At 32.2% G+C, this 13,667-nt stretch carries 12 protein-coding genes and 1 tRNA gene; 4 read left to right on the plus strand and 9 right to left on the minus strand.

The window, feature by feature from the left end; translation table 11 throughout:
• Both ACH2BP_RS08140 and ACH2BP_RS08145 read right to left on the minus strand, forming a co-directional pair.
• The coding region (locus ACH2BP_RS08140; protein ID WP_395058774.1) for a peptide MFS transporter at nucleotides 1-1,227 on the minus strand (1,227 nt) is incomplete at its 3' end.
• A gap of 20 nt (nucleotides 1,228-1,247) precedes the next feature.
• Nucleotides 1,248-3,413 (minus strand): S9 family peptidase, encoded by a 2,166-nt coding sequence (locus tag ACH2BP_RS08145; protein WP_395058776.1) that lies wholly within the window; start codon nucleotides 3,411-3,413, stop codon nucleotides 1,248-1,250.
• Nucleotides 3,414-3,582: 169 nt separating this feature from the next.
• On the opposite strand from ACH2BP_RS08145, the gene ACH2BP_RS08150 reads away from it, so the two are divergent.
• Nucleotides 3,583-4,899, plus strand: a complete 1,317-nt coding sequence (locus ACH2BP_RS08150; RefSeq protein WP_395058778.1) for a hydroxymethylglutaryl-CoA reductase, degradative — start codon at nucleotides 3,583-3,585, stop codon at nucleotides 4,897-4,899.
• A gap of 94 nt (nucleotides 4,900-4,993) precedes the next feature.
• Nucleotides 4,994-5,905 carry a GYDIA family GHMP kinase gene (locus tag ACH2BP_RS08155; RefSeq protein WP_395058780.1) on the plus strand — a complete coding sequence of 304 codons (912 nt, stop codon included), beginning with the start codon at nucleotides 4,994-4,996 and terminating at the stop codon, nucleotides 5,903-5,905.
• A gap of 75 nt (nucleotides 5,906-5,980) precedes the next feature.
• Here the strand turns inward: ACH2BP_RS08155 and ACH2BP_RS08160 are convergent, their stop codons facing one another.
• The 5 genes from ACH2BP_RS08160 to ACH2BP_RS08180 form a co-directional block, all read right to left on the minus strand.
• Complete coding sequence (locus ACH2BP_RS08160; protein WP_395058782.1) at nucleotides 5,981-8,086, minus strand: peptidylprolyl isomerase; 2,106 nt, start codon at nucleotides 8,084-8,086, stop codon at nucleotides 5,981-5,983.
• Nucleotides 8,087-8,181: 95 nt separating this feature from the next.
• Nucleotides 8,182-8,376, minus strand: a complete 195-nt coding sequence (locus tag ACH2BP_RS08165) for a hypothetical protein (protein ID WP_395058784.1) — start codon at nucleotides 8,374-8,376, stop codon at nucleotides 8,182-8,184.
• Between the two features lie 13 nt (nucleotides 8,377-8,389).
• Complete coding sequence (lptC, locus tag ACH2BP_RS08170) at nucleotides 8,390-8,947, minus strand: LPS export ABC transporter periplasmic protein LptC (RefSeq protein WP_395058786.1); 558 nt, start codon at nucleotides 8,945-8,947, stop codon at nucleotides 8,390-8,392.
• Between the two features lie 9 nt (nucleotides 8,948-8,956).
• Complete coding sequence (locus ACH2BP_RS08175) at nucleotides 8,957-10,174, minus strand: hypothetical protein (RefSeq protein ID WP_395058788.1); 1,218 nt, start codon at nucleotides 10,172-10,174, stop codon at nucleotides 8,957-8,959.
• Nucleotides 10,167-10,901 (minus strand): type III pantothenate kinase, encoded by a 735-nt coding sequence (locus ACH2BP_RS08180; protein ID WP_395058790.1) that lies wholly within the window; start codon nucleotides 10,899-10,901, stop codon nucleotides 10,167-10,169. The genes ACH2BP_RS08175 and ACH2BP_RS08180 overlap by 8 nt, the downstream gene beginning before the upstream one ends.
• A gap of 100 nt (nucleotides 10,902-11,001) precedes the next feature.
• Between ACH2BP_RS08180 and ACH2BP_RS08185 the strand changes: the two genes are divergently transcribed.
• Together ACH2BP_RS08185 and ACH2BP_RS08190 are read left to right on the plus strand one after the other, a co-directional pair.
• A tRNA-Phe gene (locus tag ACH2BP_RS08185) sits at nucleotides 11,002-11,074 on the plus strand.
• A 115-nt stretch (nucleotides 11,075-11,189) separates the two neighbouring features.
• On the plus strand, nucleotides 11,190-11,612 hold the full coding sequence (locus ACH2BP_RS08190; protein WP_395058792.1) for a hypothetical protein: 423 nt from the start codon (nucleotides 11,190-11,192) through the stop codon (nucleotides 11,610-11,612).
• Nucleotides 11,613-11,864: 252 nt separating this feature from the next.
• On the opposite strand, the gene ACH2BP_RS08195 is transcribed toward ACH2BP_RS08190, so the two are convergent.
• Nucleotides 11,865-12,812, minus strand: coding sequence for a 2-hydroxyacid dehydrogenase (locus ACH2BP_RS08195; RefSeq protein ID WP_395058794.1), 948 nt, complete (start codon nucleotides 12,810-12,812; stop codon nucleotides 11,865-11,867).
• 39 nt (nucleotides 12,813-12,851) lie between these two features.
• Nucleotides 12,852-13,532 (minus strand): potassium channel family protein, encoded by a 681-nt coding sequence (locus ACH2BP_RS08200; RefSeq protein WP_395058796.1) that lies wholly within the window; start codon nucleotides 13,530-13,532, stop codon nucleotides 12,852-12,854.
• Nucleotides 13,533-13,667: the final 135 nt, after the last annotated feature.

The following is a 13,667-nucleotide window of genomic DNA, read 5'->3' on the forward strand; positions in this document are numbered from 1 at the left end:
ATTTTTAAGTTTTAATGCTTTATTTATCATTTTACTAGCTCCAGTTTTCGCATGGTTATGGGTTAAATTAGGAAAATATAACCCAAACCCTAATCCTACAAGCATTAATGCAAATGAGAATTTAACAGCTGTGTTTGGGTTATATTTTCCTAATTTAACCCATAACCATGCGAAAACTGGAGCTAGTAAAATGATAAATAAAGCATTAAAACTTAAAAATTGACCAGCTGACAATTCAATTCCAAAAATGGTTCTATCTAAAATTCTATCTGCAAAAAGATTCATTGAAGTATAGGCTTGCTCAAATAAAGCCCAAAATACAATTGTAAAAACAATAAGTATTGTTAAAGCAATTAATTGCTCACGTGCTTTACCATCTAATTGTGTCATCGCATAATAAATTATGTATATAAAAGACACTCCTCCCGCAACCTGAAGTGCTAAAGATACAGCATTATGATTTTGTACCATTTGCCAAAATAACAAAGAAGACAAAACACTTCCAATATATATTAACCATTCGTTTTTAATCCCAAACGATTTTTTTTCCAAGAACTCAGGTGTATTTGACTCTCCCTTTCCCATTAACATTTTTTTTCCAGAAATAAAAGTCATCAATCCAAAAAACATACCTACTCCAGCAGCTCCAAAACCATAACTCCATCCGTAAGTTTCACCTAACCAAACACAAATAAGTGTTGCCAAAAATGACCCTAAATTAATACCCATATAAAAAAGAGTAAACCCAGAATCACGACGTTTATCTCCTACCTCATATAATTCCCCTACTAAAGAAGATATGTTTGCTTTTAAAAAACCAACTCCAACAATAATTAAGGATAATGAAAAGTAAAATATTTGTAAAGCTGTATTATCACGAGTAATCTCACCTGTTATGGATTGTGTTGCGGCGTTTCCTTCAAAAGCCATTCCTAGATGACCCAAAACGAGCATAATCCCTCCAAAAACAATAGCTTTTCTAAAACCCAAATATTTATCAGCAATAAAACCTCCAATTACAGGAACAGCATAGACTAAAGCGGCATAACTCCCAATTAAAAGATTTCCAGAATCATCTGAAAATAAATGATATTTCGTAAGATAAAAAATCAATAGTGCTTTCATTCCGTAAAATGAAAATCGCTCCCACATTTCTGTAAAAAACAAAATAAACAAGGCTCTTGGATGCCCAAAAAATGTTTTTTGTTCGACTGCTAAATTGCTCATATTTTAGTTTTGGTTTTTAATTATAATTTTTCTTTAATAAAATTGGTCATTTTAGTGTACAATTGTAATCTTGTTTTTCCGCCATAAATCCCGTGATTTTTGTCTGGATATATTGCCCAATCAAACTGTTTGTTGGCTTGTACTAAAGCTTCAATCATTTTCATTGAATTTTGTACATGTACGTTATCATCGGCAGTTCCGTGAATTAAAAGAAAGTTTCCTTTTAATTTACCAACATGTGTGATTGGCGAATTATTATCGTAACCACCCGCGTTTTCCTGTGGCGTCTGCATATATCTTTCGGTATAAACGCTATCATAATATCTCCAAGAAGTTACCGGCGCAACGGCAATAGCAGTTTTGAAAACATCTGCTCCTTGAAAAATACAATTCGAAGAAATAAAACCTCCATAAGACCACCCAAAGATTCCAATTCTTGATTTATCTACATAAGCATAAGTTCCAAAAAGTTTAGCAGCATCAATCTGATCTTCCACTTCCAGTTTACCCATTTCTTTTTGAGTACATTTTTTGAAATCAGCGCCTTTAAAACCCGTTCCACGACCGTCTACACAAGCCACAATATAACCTTGTTGCGCCAACATCATAAACCAGTAATCGTCAGAACCATTCCAATCATTATTTACTTGTTGTGAGCCTGGACCTGAATACTGATACATAAATACTGGGTATTTCTTGTTTGCATCAAAATCTTTTGGCTTAATCATCCAAGCGTTTAGTTTATTTCCTTTTGCAGTTGTTAGTTCAAAAAATTCTTTCGATGGCAAATTATAAGAAGCTAACTTAGTTTCCAATGTTTCATTTGAAACAATAGTTTTAATCGTTTTTCCAGTTTTAGATTCGTTCAAAGTATATTTCGGTGCATTTTTAGCACTTGAATACGAATTTATAAAATATTGAAAGTTTGGACTAAAAGTCGCTCCGTTTGTTCCAATTCCTTCTGTTAATCGCTTTTTATTTTTCCCTGTTAAATGAACAGAATAAACATCACGATTAATAGATCCGTTTTCTACCGATTGGTAGTATATCATTCCAGATTTTTCGTCGAAACCATAATAATTAGTCACTTCCCAATTTCCTTTTGTAATTTGGTTTTTCAGCTTTCCTGTTTTATCATATTGGTAAATATGATTGAAACCATCTTTCTCGGAAGTCCAAATAAAACTATTGTCCTTCAGGAAAGTTAGATTATCAGTCACATCAACATAAGCTTTGTCTTTTTCGTTAAGCACCACTTTTTTAGCACCTGTATTTCCGTCAATAAATAACAAATCTAGGTTGTCTTGATGACGATTTAAAACCTGCGCAGACAATGTATTTGCTTCATTTGTCCATTCTAAACGAGCAATATAAAAATCATTATAATTTTCTAAATCTATTTTCTTAGTGTTTGTCGTTTTTGTATCATAGACATGTAACGAAACTTCTGAATTTTTTTCGCCAGCCTTTGGATATTTAAATTTATCTGTCACAGGATATAAATCCTTACCATATACATTCATCGAAAACTCTGGAACTTGACTTTCGTCGAAACGAATAAAAGCAATTTTATCTGACGTTGCATTCCAATCAAAAGCTCTTACAAAAGCAAATTCTTCTTCATAAACCCAATCCGTAATTCCGTTGATGATAGCATTTTTCTTACCATCGGTAGTAATTTCTGTCGTTTTTTTAGAAGCTAATTCATAAACATATAAATTATTTTCTTTGGCGAAAGCGATTTTAGAACCATCGGGCGAAAAAGTAGGTTCTTGTATTTTGTCATCGGTAATTTTTGTTAATGATTTTGTAGCAATATCATAAATGTAAAAATTTGCCAAAAAAGAATGTCTAAATATTTGATCTGAATTATTAGCAATCAAAATTTTCTTTTCGTCTTTGCTAAAAGTATAACTATCTATTCCTTGCAAATCTGAGAAATCTTTGGAGTTTATTAAAGTTGAAACTTTATTTAAAGTAGCAAAATCATACAAATCGATTGCAGCCGAAGTTCTATCAGAATTTAAAACCGTATATTGATTGGTGTTTTTCAAAGCTGCCAACTCAGTCATTCCTTGCGTCCTGAAGGCTCCGCCCCAAATTTCTTCTAAAGTAATTTTTTGTTGCGCAATTGCTGATAATGAAGTGAATAAGAATAAAACGAATGCTTTTTGTATTGTTTTCATGTGAAATTATTATAAACGATGCCAATTTTAGTGAAAAATTCGGACATAATCGCAATTATGAGTGTTAAAACCACAAGTTTAAATAATAATAATAAAATTTACGTGGCAAATCTCATTCAAAAATTAAACTTCAAACCTTATATTTGCATTTCAAACAACAAGAGTCGATATGACAAAAGCGATTAGTGGATTCTCAAAATTAACCAAAGAAGAAAAAATAAATTGGATAGCTTCTACCCATTTTTCTAATGCAGAAGATGCAACGAAAACCATCAAAAAATACTGGAATTCTGATTTAGAATTACAAAAATTACATGATGAATTTATAGAAAACACGATTACAAATTTCTATTTGCCTCTTGGTGTTGCTCCAAATTTTCTGATTAATGGTAAAAATCATACCATTCCCTTTGCAATAGAAGAAAGCTCGGTAGTTGCCGCAGCTTCTAAATCGGCAAAATATTGGGGAACTCGCGGCGGGTTTAAAACCACAGTTTTGAATTCAGAAAAAATAGGACAAGTTCATTTTATTTTCAAAGGGAATTCGGCAAATTTAATTGCTTTTTTCAATCAAATAAAATCAAAATTATTCATCCAAACCGAAAGCATTACTAAAAATATGCAAAAACGCGGTGGCGGAATTCTCGATATCGAATTGCGTGATAAAACGGCTGAATTAGAAAATTATTACCAGTTGCACGCCACTTTTGAAACCAAAGATTCGATGGGTGCGAACTTTATAAATTCTTGTTTAGAGCAATTTGCAAAAACACTAAAAGAAGAAGCTTTACAATCTGAAATTTTATCTGAAACAGAAAAAAATATCGAAGTTGTTATGAGTATTCTCTCTAATTATGTGCCCAATTGCATCGTTCGGGCCGAAGTTTCTTGTCCAGTTTCAGAATTAGCAGAAAAAAACATAGAAAACCCACAAGAATTTGCTGAAAAGTTTATTCGTGCTGTCAAAATCGCCGAAATAGAGCCTTTCAGGGCGGTAACACACAACAAAGGCATCATGAACGGAATTGACGCCGTTGTTCTCGCTACAGGAAACGATTTTCGTGCCGTCGAAGCAGGAATTCACGCTTACGCTTCCAGAAACAGACAATATTCGAGCTTATCACATGCCAAGATAGAAAATAATATCTTTACTTTTTGGTTAGAAATCCCCTTGGCATTAGGAACCGTTGGCGGACTGACCTCATTGCATCCGTTGGTAAAAATATCTTTGGAAATGCTAGGTAGACCGTCGGCACACGAGCTCATGCAAATTGTTGCTGTAGCCGGATTGGCGCAAAATTTTGCTGCATTACGGAGTTTGACAACCACCGGAATTCAGCAAGGACACATGAAAATGCACCTAAATAATATCATCAATCAGTTTGAAGCTACTGAAAACGAAAGGATTTTGATAAAAAATCATTTCAAAGAAAACACAGTATCGCATTCGGCAGTTGTTGCTTTTATTGAAGGTTTAAGAATGTAAAATTAGGAGCTATTCCCGCTATTCGTTGCAATCTTCTACTTTTTAAAGAAAAAGCAAAAGGATTTCCACTGCTATCGGGGCTAAAAAAAGAAACTTGAAAAAAACATTTTACAGTAACGGAAAACTCCTCATTACAGGCGAATACGTCGTTTTAGACGGCGCAATTGCTTTGGCTTTGCCTACAAAAATGGGTCAGAATTTAGTTGTAGAAAATGGTACTGATAAAAAAATCATCTGGAAAAGTTATGATTCCGATGGAAGCATTTGGTTTGATGATACCATTTTGTTTTCCGATATTGTAAGTAAAAAAACTTTTGAAAGTAATGAAGTGAAAGCAACATTAATCGAAATCCTGCATCAATCTTACAAACTAAATCCTGATTTTATTAATGAATCTAATGGTTATATAGTTTCCACAAGCCTTACTTTTCCTAAATTTTGGGGCTTGGGTACTTCATCAACTTTAATAAATAATATAGCAAATTGGCTGCAAATTGATGCTTTTGTTTTACTAAAAAATGCTTTCGGCGGAAGCGGCTACGATATTGCTTGTGCGCAAAATGATTCGGCGATTTTGTATCAATTGGCGAACGAAAAACCATTAGTAAAAACCATTAGTTTTAATCCAGTGTTCAAAGAAAATATTTACTTTGTTTACCTTAACAAAAAGCAAAATAGCAAAACAGCTATTGCAAATTACAGGAAAAAGCAAGGCGATTTTGCAAACTCAATTGTAATAATAAACGAGATTACAGAAGCCTTACTAAATACAACCGAGTTACAAGAATTTACCAAACAAATAGAAAAACACGAAGTCCTAATGAGTGAAATCTTAGAAATTAAAACCGTAAAAGAAGATTTATTTCCTGATTTTGATGGTCCTATAAAAAGTCTTGGCGCTTGGGGTGGAGATTTTGTAATGGTTGTTTCAGTAAATAATCCTACTGAATATTTTGCTGCAAAAGGTTATGATGTTGTTGTTTCTTATGATGAGATGATATTGTAATAGAATTTTTATTTTTTCTTAAAACCAAAAAAATCCCGATTCCTCGGGATTTCTATATTTATAGGACTTAACTTGTTAGTTAAACTGCGCTCTGTTGTCTTCGATAGTAGCATCTTTCTTAAGTGCATTGTAAACTCTTCCTTGCACTGAACCTTTAGATTGTGCGTTTAGTCTTGTTACAATATCTTTGTAATCTGCAATAGCAGGAGCTTTTGCACTTGATTTTACTTTAATTTTAAACACTCCAGAAACTCCGTCTATTGTTTGAGAAACAACACCTGGTTTAAGTGAGAATGCAGTTCCTACAACTTTAGGCTCTTCACCTATTGTTTGTATGTAAGCATTTGCTGCAACTACATCTAAAGCTTCTTTTACAGGAGAACCTGTCGCTTTTGATACTGCTTCAAGTGTACTTCCAGCCATTTTAACCTTGATTAATTCTGCTTTCTTTTCGTTTCTTAATTTTGCGCCAATTGCATTTTTAGCATCTTCAATAGTTAACAAACCAGCTTCGTTTACTTTTTTCAAACGAGCAATTACATGACCCGCAGGAATATTGAAACGTTTTAATTCTCCTTCTTTTGCTCCAAATGCCCAACGAACAATTTCTCTTTGATTTCCTACACCTTGAACATTTTCGTCCATAGCTAATAATTTAGCTAATGGAGCTACTGTTAGTTTCATTTCTTTCGCAGCAATATCAAATCCTTTTTCGTTTGCAGCCATTTCAAATTTAGTTGCAGTAGTAAATACTTTATCGCTTGTTGTTTCTGATGGTGCAATTTTTTGTGCAATGGTAGCCAAACGAACTGCATCTTGTTTGTCTGCGATATTAATGATATGATAACCAAAATCACTTTCTACTAATCCAATTTTTCCAACTGGGTTTGAGAATACAAAATTATTAAATGGCTTTACCATTTGTCCTTGGCTAAAATAACCTAAATCACCACCTTGTTGAGAAGATGAATCGTCAGAACTTGTGTAAGCCAACATTTGAAATGATGATGGATTAGCTAAAACTTGAGCTAATAATGATTCTGCCTTTGCTTTTGCTTGCTCTTTAGTTCTTTTTTCTTTTTTATTTGGCACTTGTGTTCCTTCGTAACTAATCAGGATATGACTTGCTTTTGCATTTGCATTTGCTTTTCTTCCTAATGTTCTTGTAAGACAATAGTAATCGCCAAACATATATGGCCCGTAAACTTGTCCTGGTGCTAAATTAAATAATGCTTCTGCATGTTCTGCTGGCAGATCTTTTTTAGCTACGTAAGTCGAATCGTATTTTATATCTGAATTTGCATTAACAAATTCCACTAGATTTGGTGCATTTTTAAAACCAATTTTAGCTTCGTTTACAGTAGTAGTTACTGGATTATCATCAACTGAGTTTAATAATCCGTTTACTTTATCTTCTACTACTTTTTTATCTTCTGCTGATGCTTTGTCATCGATTAAAACGAATTCTAACTCACGAGATTCGTCAGCTTTGTATTTCTTTTCGTCTTTTTTCATAAAAGCGATTAGTTCAGCATCTGTTGGTTCCACCTTTTTGTCATCAATAGTTGAATAAGGAACAGAAACCACATCGAAAGCAACTTTATTATTTTCTAATTCGTAGTTAAACTTTGCTTCTGCTTGTGTTGTATAGAAGCCTGATTGAATCATTGTGCTATACATTTGCTCAGTCGTAGATTGCGTTAATTGTTTTTCGTAATCTAACCATTGTTGCCATCTTTCTGGTGACGAATTTTTTATAGACACGATAAATTCGTTAAATTTTGCTTTATCGAATTTTCCTGCAGCATTCAAAAATTGTGGGTTTTGTGCAAACTGAGGATCTTCTTTAATAATATTAATTAATTGATCGTTACCTATGCGCAAACCTAATTTTTCACATTGTTTTTCTAACAAAACTCTTCTTACTTCTTGATCCCAAACACCATTTGTTGCTTGAGTCATAGACATGTTTTGTCCTTGTTGACTTTTTTGAGCCATATCTACTTTTCCTCTAAATTCTTCAAAAGGAATATCTACACCATTTATAGTTCCTGCGTTTCTAGATGTTTGTCCGAAGCCTCCATTTTCGATTAATGCACCAATTATAAATGCAAATAATGCTAATCCTACTATTGCGACAACTAGAAATGATTTTTGTCTAATTTTTGATAAAACTGCCATTTTTTAAAAATATTTTTTATTCAGTGAGCGAAAATACGATTATCTATCAAATATCAAAAGACTAAAGCTTTTATTTTGATATAAAGTTTAGTTTTTTATTGATTCTTGTCTTGATTGTCGAATTTTTTGGCAAATTTTCTACGAAAGAAAAACATAAATACCGCAGTAGCAGCAAGTATAAAGCTTAAATATGGCATGTCTGTACCCGAATTTAATTTTGAAAATCCGTCGTATACAAAAAATATTGCCGCAACTAAATATACGTATTGTGTGTATTTTAAATAATTCATGTTTTTTATTTTTTTAAATGCTATAAACTCCTGTTATACTTTGTGTATCTAAAGTTTTAAAATCTTTACTAAAATCTATTCCTAATCCTTCTATAACGCTTGCTTTGTTTATAAATTTATATGATTTTTGTGTAAAAAACCATTCGTTTTTTTGGTCATAATACAATTGTTCTGTTTCTAAAATTTTCCCATCATAAGTAGTGATTTTTACTTTTCCGCTCAAATCTATTAAATTAGAATTTGTGTATGAAATGGCATAGTTTGATGTTACAAAACTTTTGTTTCCTTGCTCGTCATAAATAGCAACTTTTATTCCTTTTGGAAATTCGGTAAATGGAAACTCTAAATGCGAAAAATCTAGCATTTGTGGCGATACTAACACTGCTTTTATTTTTCCAGAATCGGTGTATTTTAAATTAAAATCTTTGGCTTCACCAACTGGATTAAACTCGACAACATTTATTTTTCGGACTTCATTTATATTACTTTCGCAAGACATAAAAAAAATTGTTGCTACTACAAGTAACAGCACTTTTTTTGTTGTTTGTAATATTTGAAATTTTATTACCATCTATTTAGTTTAGTTGTATTTTCGTTTCACAAACCACCTATCACTAAACGATAATCCAATTGAAATATTTAGATAATTTTCTTGTACAAGATCTGCGTTTTTAGTTCCTCTTTTTCCATATTCCATACCAACATTAACACTTGAAACGTTTCCACCCACTGGAAGCCCTAATCCTAATGTAAGAGCCGTATCGTTTATAGATTTTGTATTAACTATTAATCCTGTGTTTTCATAACGAAGACCAGCTCTATAAGTTACTTTATTAAAGTAGTTTGAAAAAGAATTGAAATTAGGTATGTAATATCCTCCTAATGATAGTTTTGTTGCGTTCTCAAAAGATACGTTTGGATCGTATTTGTTTCCAAAACTACTCGATCCTTGAAATGTAGATTCGAAACCTACAAACCATTTTTTTATCTCACCAAGTCCAGCTCCAAATGCTAGTTTAGAAGGGATTTTTATTTTTGAATCAGCAATTATACTCTCCTTAGAACCTCCAGAATTTGATGTAAGTGGAATTGTAGATTGAAAACTTGTGTTTTTAGATACTAAGTTTGTGCTAGGAGAAAGAGTAAAACTAGACACAAAATCATATTTATTTAATTTTGATTTGTATATCAAACCCGCATTAAGACTTATTCCACTAACTTCAGAAGTATTTATTTCTCCTGTGCCGTTTTGAACACCAATATCTACTTGAGACATTCTTTCTATTTTTCCAAAATTATATCCGAAATCTGCACCAATACTCAGTTTAGGCATGATTTTATATCCCGCACCAACAAAGACTTTGTTTACTCCTCCGTTACCTGAATATAGTGAAGTCGAAAATTCTGTTGTTTTTTTAATTTTATATCCTACTGCAGAATATGGCATAAGACCAAAACTTATTCCCATTTTTTTAGCAGGAAAAGCCATCATTAGATAATCAATTGTAGTTCTTCTTGCTTTTTCTGCTGTGTTTTCGTTCTTTAGTTTTACTGTATTATATGTTCCTGCAACATTAAATGCCGTAAATTTTAATGCTGATAGTGAAGCTGGATTTTGTAAATTTATATGAATACTATCTGGCAAAATACCCAATCCACCCATCGATTTATTTTCGACAGCTCCCTGAAATTTTACAATCCCAATTCCGTAGTAAGAATAAGGAGAAGCCGTACCTTCTTGAGCAAAACTATGTAGCGAAAGCAGCATAAAACTACTTAATAAAAATTTTTTAATCATTTTTTATTTGATATTGATAAAGATTGTTCAAACTCTCTAAAAGAAAATTTGAATTGGCAAATATCGTATTTTTTAATCGTTTAGCCAAAAAATTAGCGTCTCCACCAGTTAAAATTATGATAAAGTTTTCATTTTTACTCATTAAGGAGTTAATATAACCTTCAATTTCGAAAGTCAAACCATTTATCACGCCAGAGTGTAGAGACTCATTTGTAGAATTTCCTATTATATTTTCTGGTTCCTCGATACTTAACAACGGTAGGTTTGCAGTATAATTATGCATGGCTTCGTAGCGCAAACGAATTCCCGGAGAAATTGCCCCTCCTTGATAAATATTATTTTCATCAATAAAATCATAAGTTACACAGGTTCCGGCATCAATTACAAGTCTTTTTTGACTTGGAAATTGTAAAACGGCGCCAGCAGCCAAAATCATCCTGTCAATACCTAATGTATTTGGTGTTGCATAATTATTTTGAAAAGGAAAGCTGCTTACTCGTGAAACAAAATATACTTTTAGCCGATTCGAAAACGACTCGAAAGCTTGTTTTTCTAATTTTCCTACCGAAGCTACTACTAAAACCTTTATTTTTTGGTTTTTGTTTAAAATATTTTGAATTTCTGTTTGAAAATTTTCATTTAAAAAAAAGGAAGCTTCAATGAGCGTATTGTTCTCAAATACAGCACTTTTAATCCTTGTATTGCCTACATCTATAGTTAAAATCATTTGTTTAATATTGATTTTGTAAAGGTACGAATAGATTTTTTTAAAAAAATGTTTTGGATAAACGAAAAATCATACTATATTTGCACCCGCATCAAGCGACGGTACCTTAGCTCAGATGGTAGAGCAATGGACTGAAAATCCATGTGTCCCTGGTTCGATCCCTGGAGGTACCACAAAACCCGAATAGCAATATTCGTGTTTTTTGTTTTTAATTCTATTTCTGTATGGGCACGGATTGCAAATCTGCACTATCTGGGAAAAACGATAAAAACATAAAAAATAATGATTATGAGAATTAAAATATTTTTGAGTTTGGTGCTAGTTATGATTAGTTTTTGTAATTGTGAAAGCGGAATTCAGAGAGAAACTCAAAAGAGGATACTTTCACATAAACAATTCATTAAAGAATTTTCTTTTGAAGGAATAGTGGTTGATATGATATATTGTAGTGAATGTAACTTTAATAAATATCGAATCAAAATCAAAATCAATGAAGCAATTACCAATAAAATTGAATTTGACAACCTTGCATTTGAGCCATATTACTCAACTTCAACAAATGACACATTGACTTTAAGTGTAAGCAAGAAATTGTATGACGCGACCCAAAAAGGGATTCAAATCAATAAGAAAGCAAGTTCAAATGATTTGTCAATTGAGGGTAAAGATTATAAATTATTAAGTCAAGAAAAGTATCAATGGATACCTTAATAATCAGTAAAACGTTCCTTTATTCTGAAACGAACCACAAACGCATAACACATCAGGGTCATTCCTGAATCGTAATAGAAACCTAACAACTGGATATTAATCTGGTCGTTAGGTTTTTTTTATGGGACACCTGACAGGGTTTTAAAACCTATCAGGTGTGTAGACAAGCTGCTTCTGCCACGATACTTTTGTAATAAAGTATTTCATCTAACGAATTGTTACTGGTAATGAGATTGTTAAATAAAATAGTAATTAGTAAAATTGTTTAATCTTATCGACAATTACTTGTGCTAGTTTCTCTTTGCTTTCTTTAGTCCAACCTGCAATGTGAGGTGATAGCAAAACGTTTTCTGCTTGTAGTAAATACTCGAAAGCGGCTGGTTTTTGGCCTTCGAATAAGTTTTCGAATGAGAGCTTTTCGTATTCTAAAACATCGAGTCCTGCTCCCATTATTTTTCCCGATTGTAAAGCTTTAACTAAATCCGCAGTTACTACATTCTTGCCACGAGATGTATTTATAAGCCAAAATGGTTTTGCAAAAGCAGAAATAAAATGAGTATTTATCATTTTGTCGGTTTCATGAGTCCAAGGAATATGCAGGCTTAAAACATCTGCTTTTTGTTGTAATTCTTGTAAGGTTACTTGTTTTGCATTATTATCACCTACATTTTCGAGTATGTCATAGCATAAAACTTGTACATCGAAACCACGCAATTTTGTTGCAAATGATTTTCCCATATTCCCGTAACCTATAATACCAACTATTTTTCCGTCGAGTTCGTGACCGCGATTTGCTTCTCGGTTCCAGTGTCCGGAACGAATTTCTTTATCGGCTTTGTTGAGGTTATTCATTAGAGAAAGTAACATGCCTAATGCTTGTTCGCCCACAGCATTGCTATTGCCTTCGGGCGCGGCAATGAGTTGAACTCCTTTGCTGATAGCATAATCGCAATCGATACTTTCCAGTCCTGCTCCTACACGTGCTATAAATTGTAAACTGGTGGCTTTGTCGAGAAATGTTTTATCTATTTTGAATCGGCTGCGAATAACAATACCCTGATAATCATGAATTTTTTCTTCAACTTCCTCTTTTGAAGAGCAGAAATCTTCGTGGTTTATAAATCCTGCTTGTTGCAATTGTGCCATAAGTAATGGATGGTTGCTATCGATATGAAGAATTTTTATGTTTTGTGGGTTCATCTTATTTTTTTAGAAAAAATGTTCTTTGGTTTATTACAGTTATTTTTTTTGATTTGATGATATGAATTTGCTTACGATTATTCCCATAACTATTACTAAATAAAATTGACCTGTTAAACCTAAAATAGAAGTTAGGATTTTTGCTTTATGCCCTATTGGAAGTATATCTCCAAAACCAATACTTGTAATGGTAACCGTACAATAGTAAACAGTATCAATAAAAGTTTTTGTGTGATACGAAAAATCTACATTGTTTAAAATATGATTTCCTTCAAATTTATATAAAACCATAAAACTTCTTACAGCAATTTCAATAATTAACAGATAACCCGATAGAGATGCGAAAATTAAAGCTTTATCAAATCTATGAGGCGAAATTAAAAATTTTGCAATGTTATAAAGCGTTAAAGCCAGAAAAACTAAATAGAAAACGTCTCTTAACCCTGAAAAAATTGATGTCTTCCCAACAAATAATAAACCAAAATTTAATAAAAATAATAAACCGATGATTATTTTTCCTTTTTTGAAATTTTCACCTTTTCTATTTAAAAAAGTTATTGTTGATCCAAAATATAAAAAAACAGTATTTAAAATTCTAATATAAGTACCGTAAAAATATAAATCGCTAAAAAAGAGACTTCCATATAAGTGGAGCAGTAATGTAATTACAAGTATTTCGTAGCAATTTTTTGATAAAAAATATTTAAATTTTTTTAACATTTTGAGTAAAAAAGGGATTGTTAGCTTCCATGTGTTTTTTAAATCACAAAAAATAAAGATAATTCTTTTTGGTAGATAAACGAAACTGATTTTGGAATGTAATGTTGATTTTTTAGCCCTGACAGCAATGGAAAT

It is taken from the genome of Flavobacterium sp., from assembly GCF_043756175.1.
Lineage (GTDB): Bacteria > Bacteroidota > Bacteroidia > Flavobacteriales > Flavobacteriaceae > Flavobacterium.

What these genes read in the sequence shown, in the direction of transcription:
- ACH2BP_RS08145 (WP_395058776.1), bottom strand. Translation starts at nt 3,413, where the DNA reads ATGAAAACAATACAAAAAGCATTCGTTTTATTCTTATTCACTTCATTA.
- ACH2BP_RS08150 (WP_395058778.1), top strand. Translation starts at nt 3,583, where the DNA reads ATGACAAAAGCGATTAGTGGATTCTCAAAATTAACCAAAGAAGAAAAA.
- ACH2BP_RS08160 (WP_395058782.1), bottom strand. Translation starts at nt 8,086, where the DNA reads ATGGCAGTTTTATCAAAAATTAGACAAAAATCATTTCTAGTTGTCGCA.
- ACH2BP_RS08165 (WP_395058784.1), bottom strand. Translation starts at nt 8,376, where the DNA reads ATGAATTATTTAAAATACACACAATACGTATATTTAGTTGCGGCAATA.
- lptC (WP_395058786.1), bottom strand. Translation starts at nt 8,947, where the DNA reads ATGGTAATAAAATTTCAAATATTACAAACAACAAAAAAAGTGCTGTTA.
- ACH2BP_RS08175 (WP_395058788.1), bottom strand. Translation starts at nt 10,174, where the DNA reads ATGATTAAAAAATTTTTATTAAGTAGTTTTATGCTGCTTTCGCTACAT.
- ACH2BP_RS08180 (WP_395058790.1), bottom strand. Translation starts at nt 10,901, where the DNA reads ATGATTTTAACTATAGATGTAGGCAATACAAGGATTAAAAGTGCTGTA.
- ACH2BP_RS08190 (WP_395058792.1), top strand. Translation starts at nt 11,190, where the DNA reads ATGAGAATTAAAATATTTTTGAGTTTGGTGCTAGTTATGATTAGTTTT.
- ACH2BP_RS08195 (WP_395058794.1), bottom strand. Translation starts at nt 12,812, where the DNA reads ATGAACCCACAAAACATAAAAATTCTTCATATCGATAGCAACCATCCA.
- ACH2BP_RS08200 (WP_395058796.1), bottom strand. Translation starts at nt 13,532, where the DNA reads ATGTTAAAAAAATTTAAATATTTTTTATCAAAAAATTGCTACGAAATA.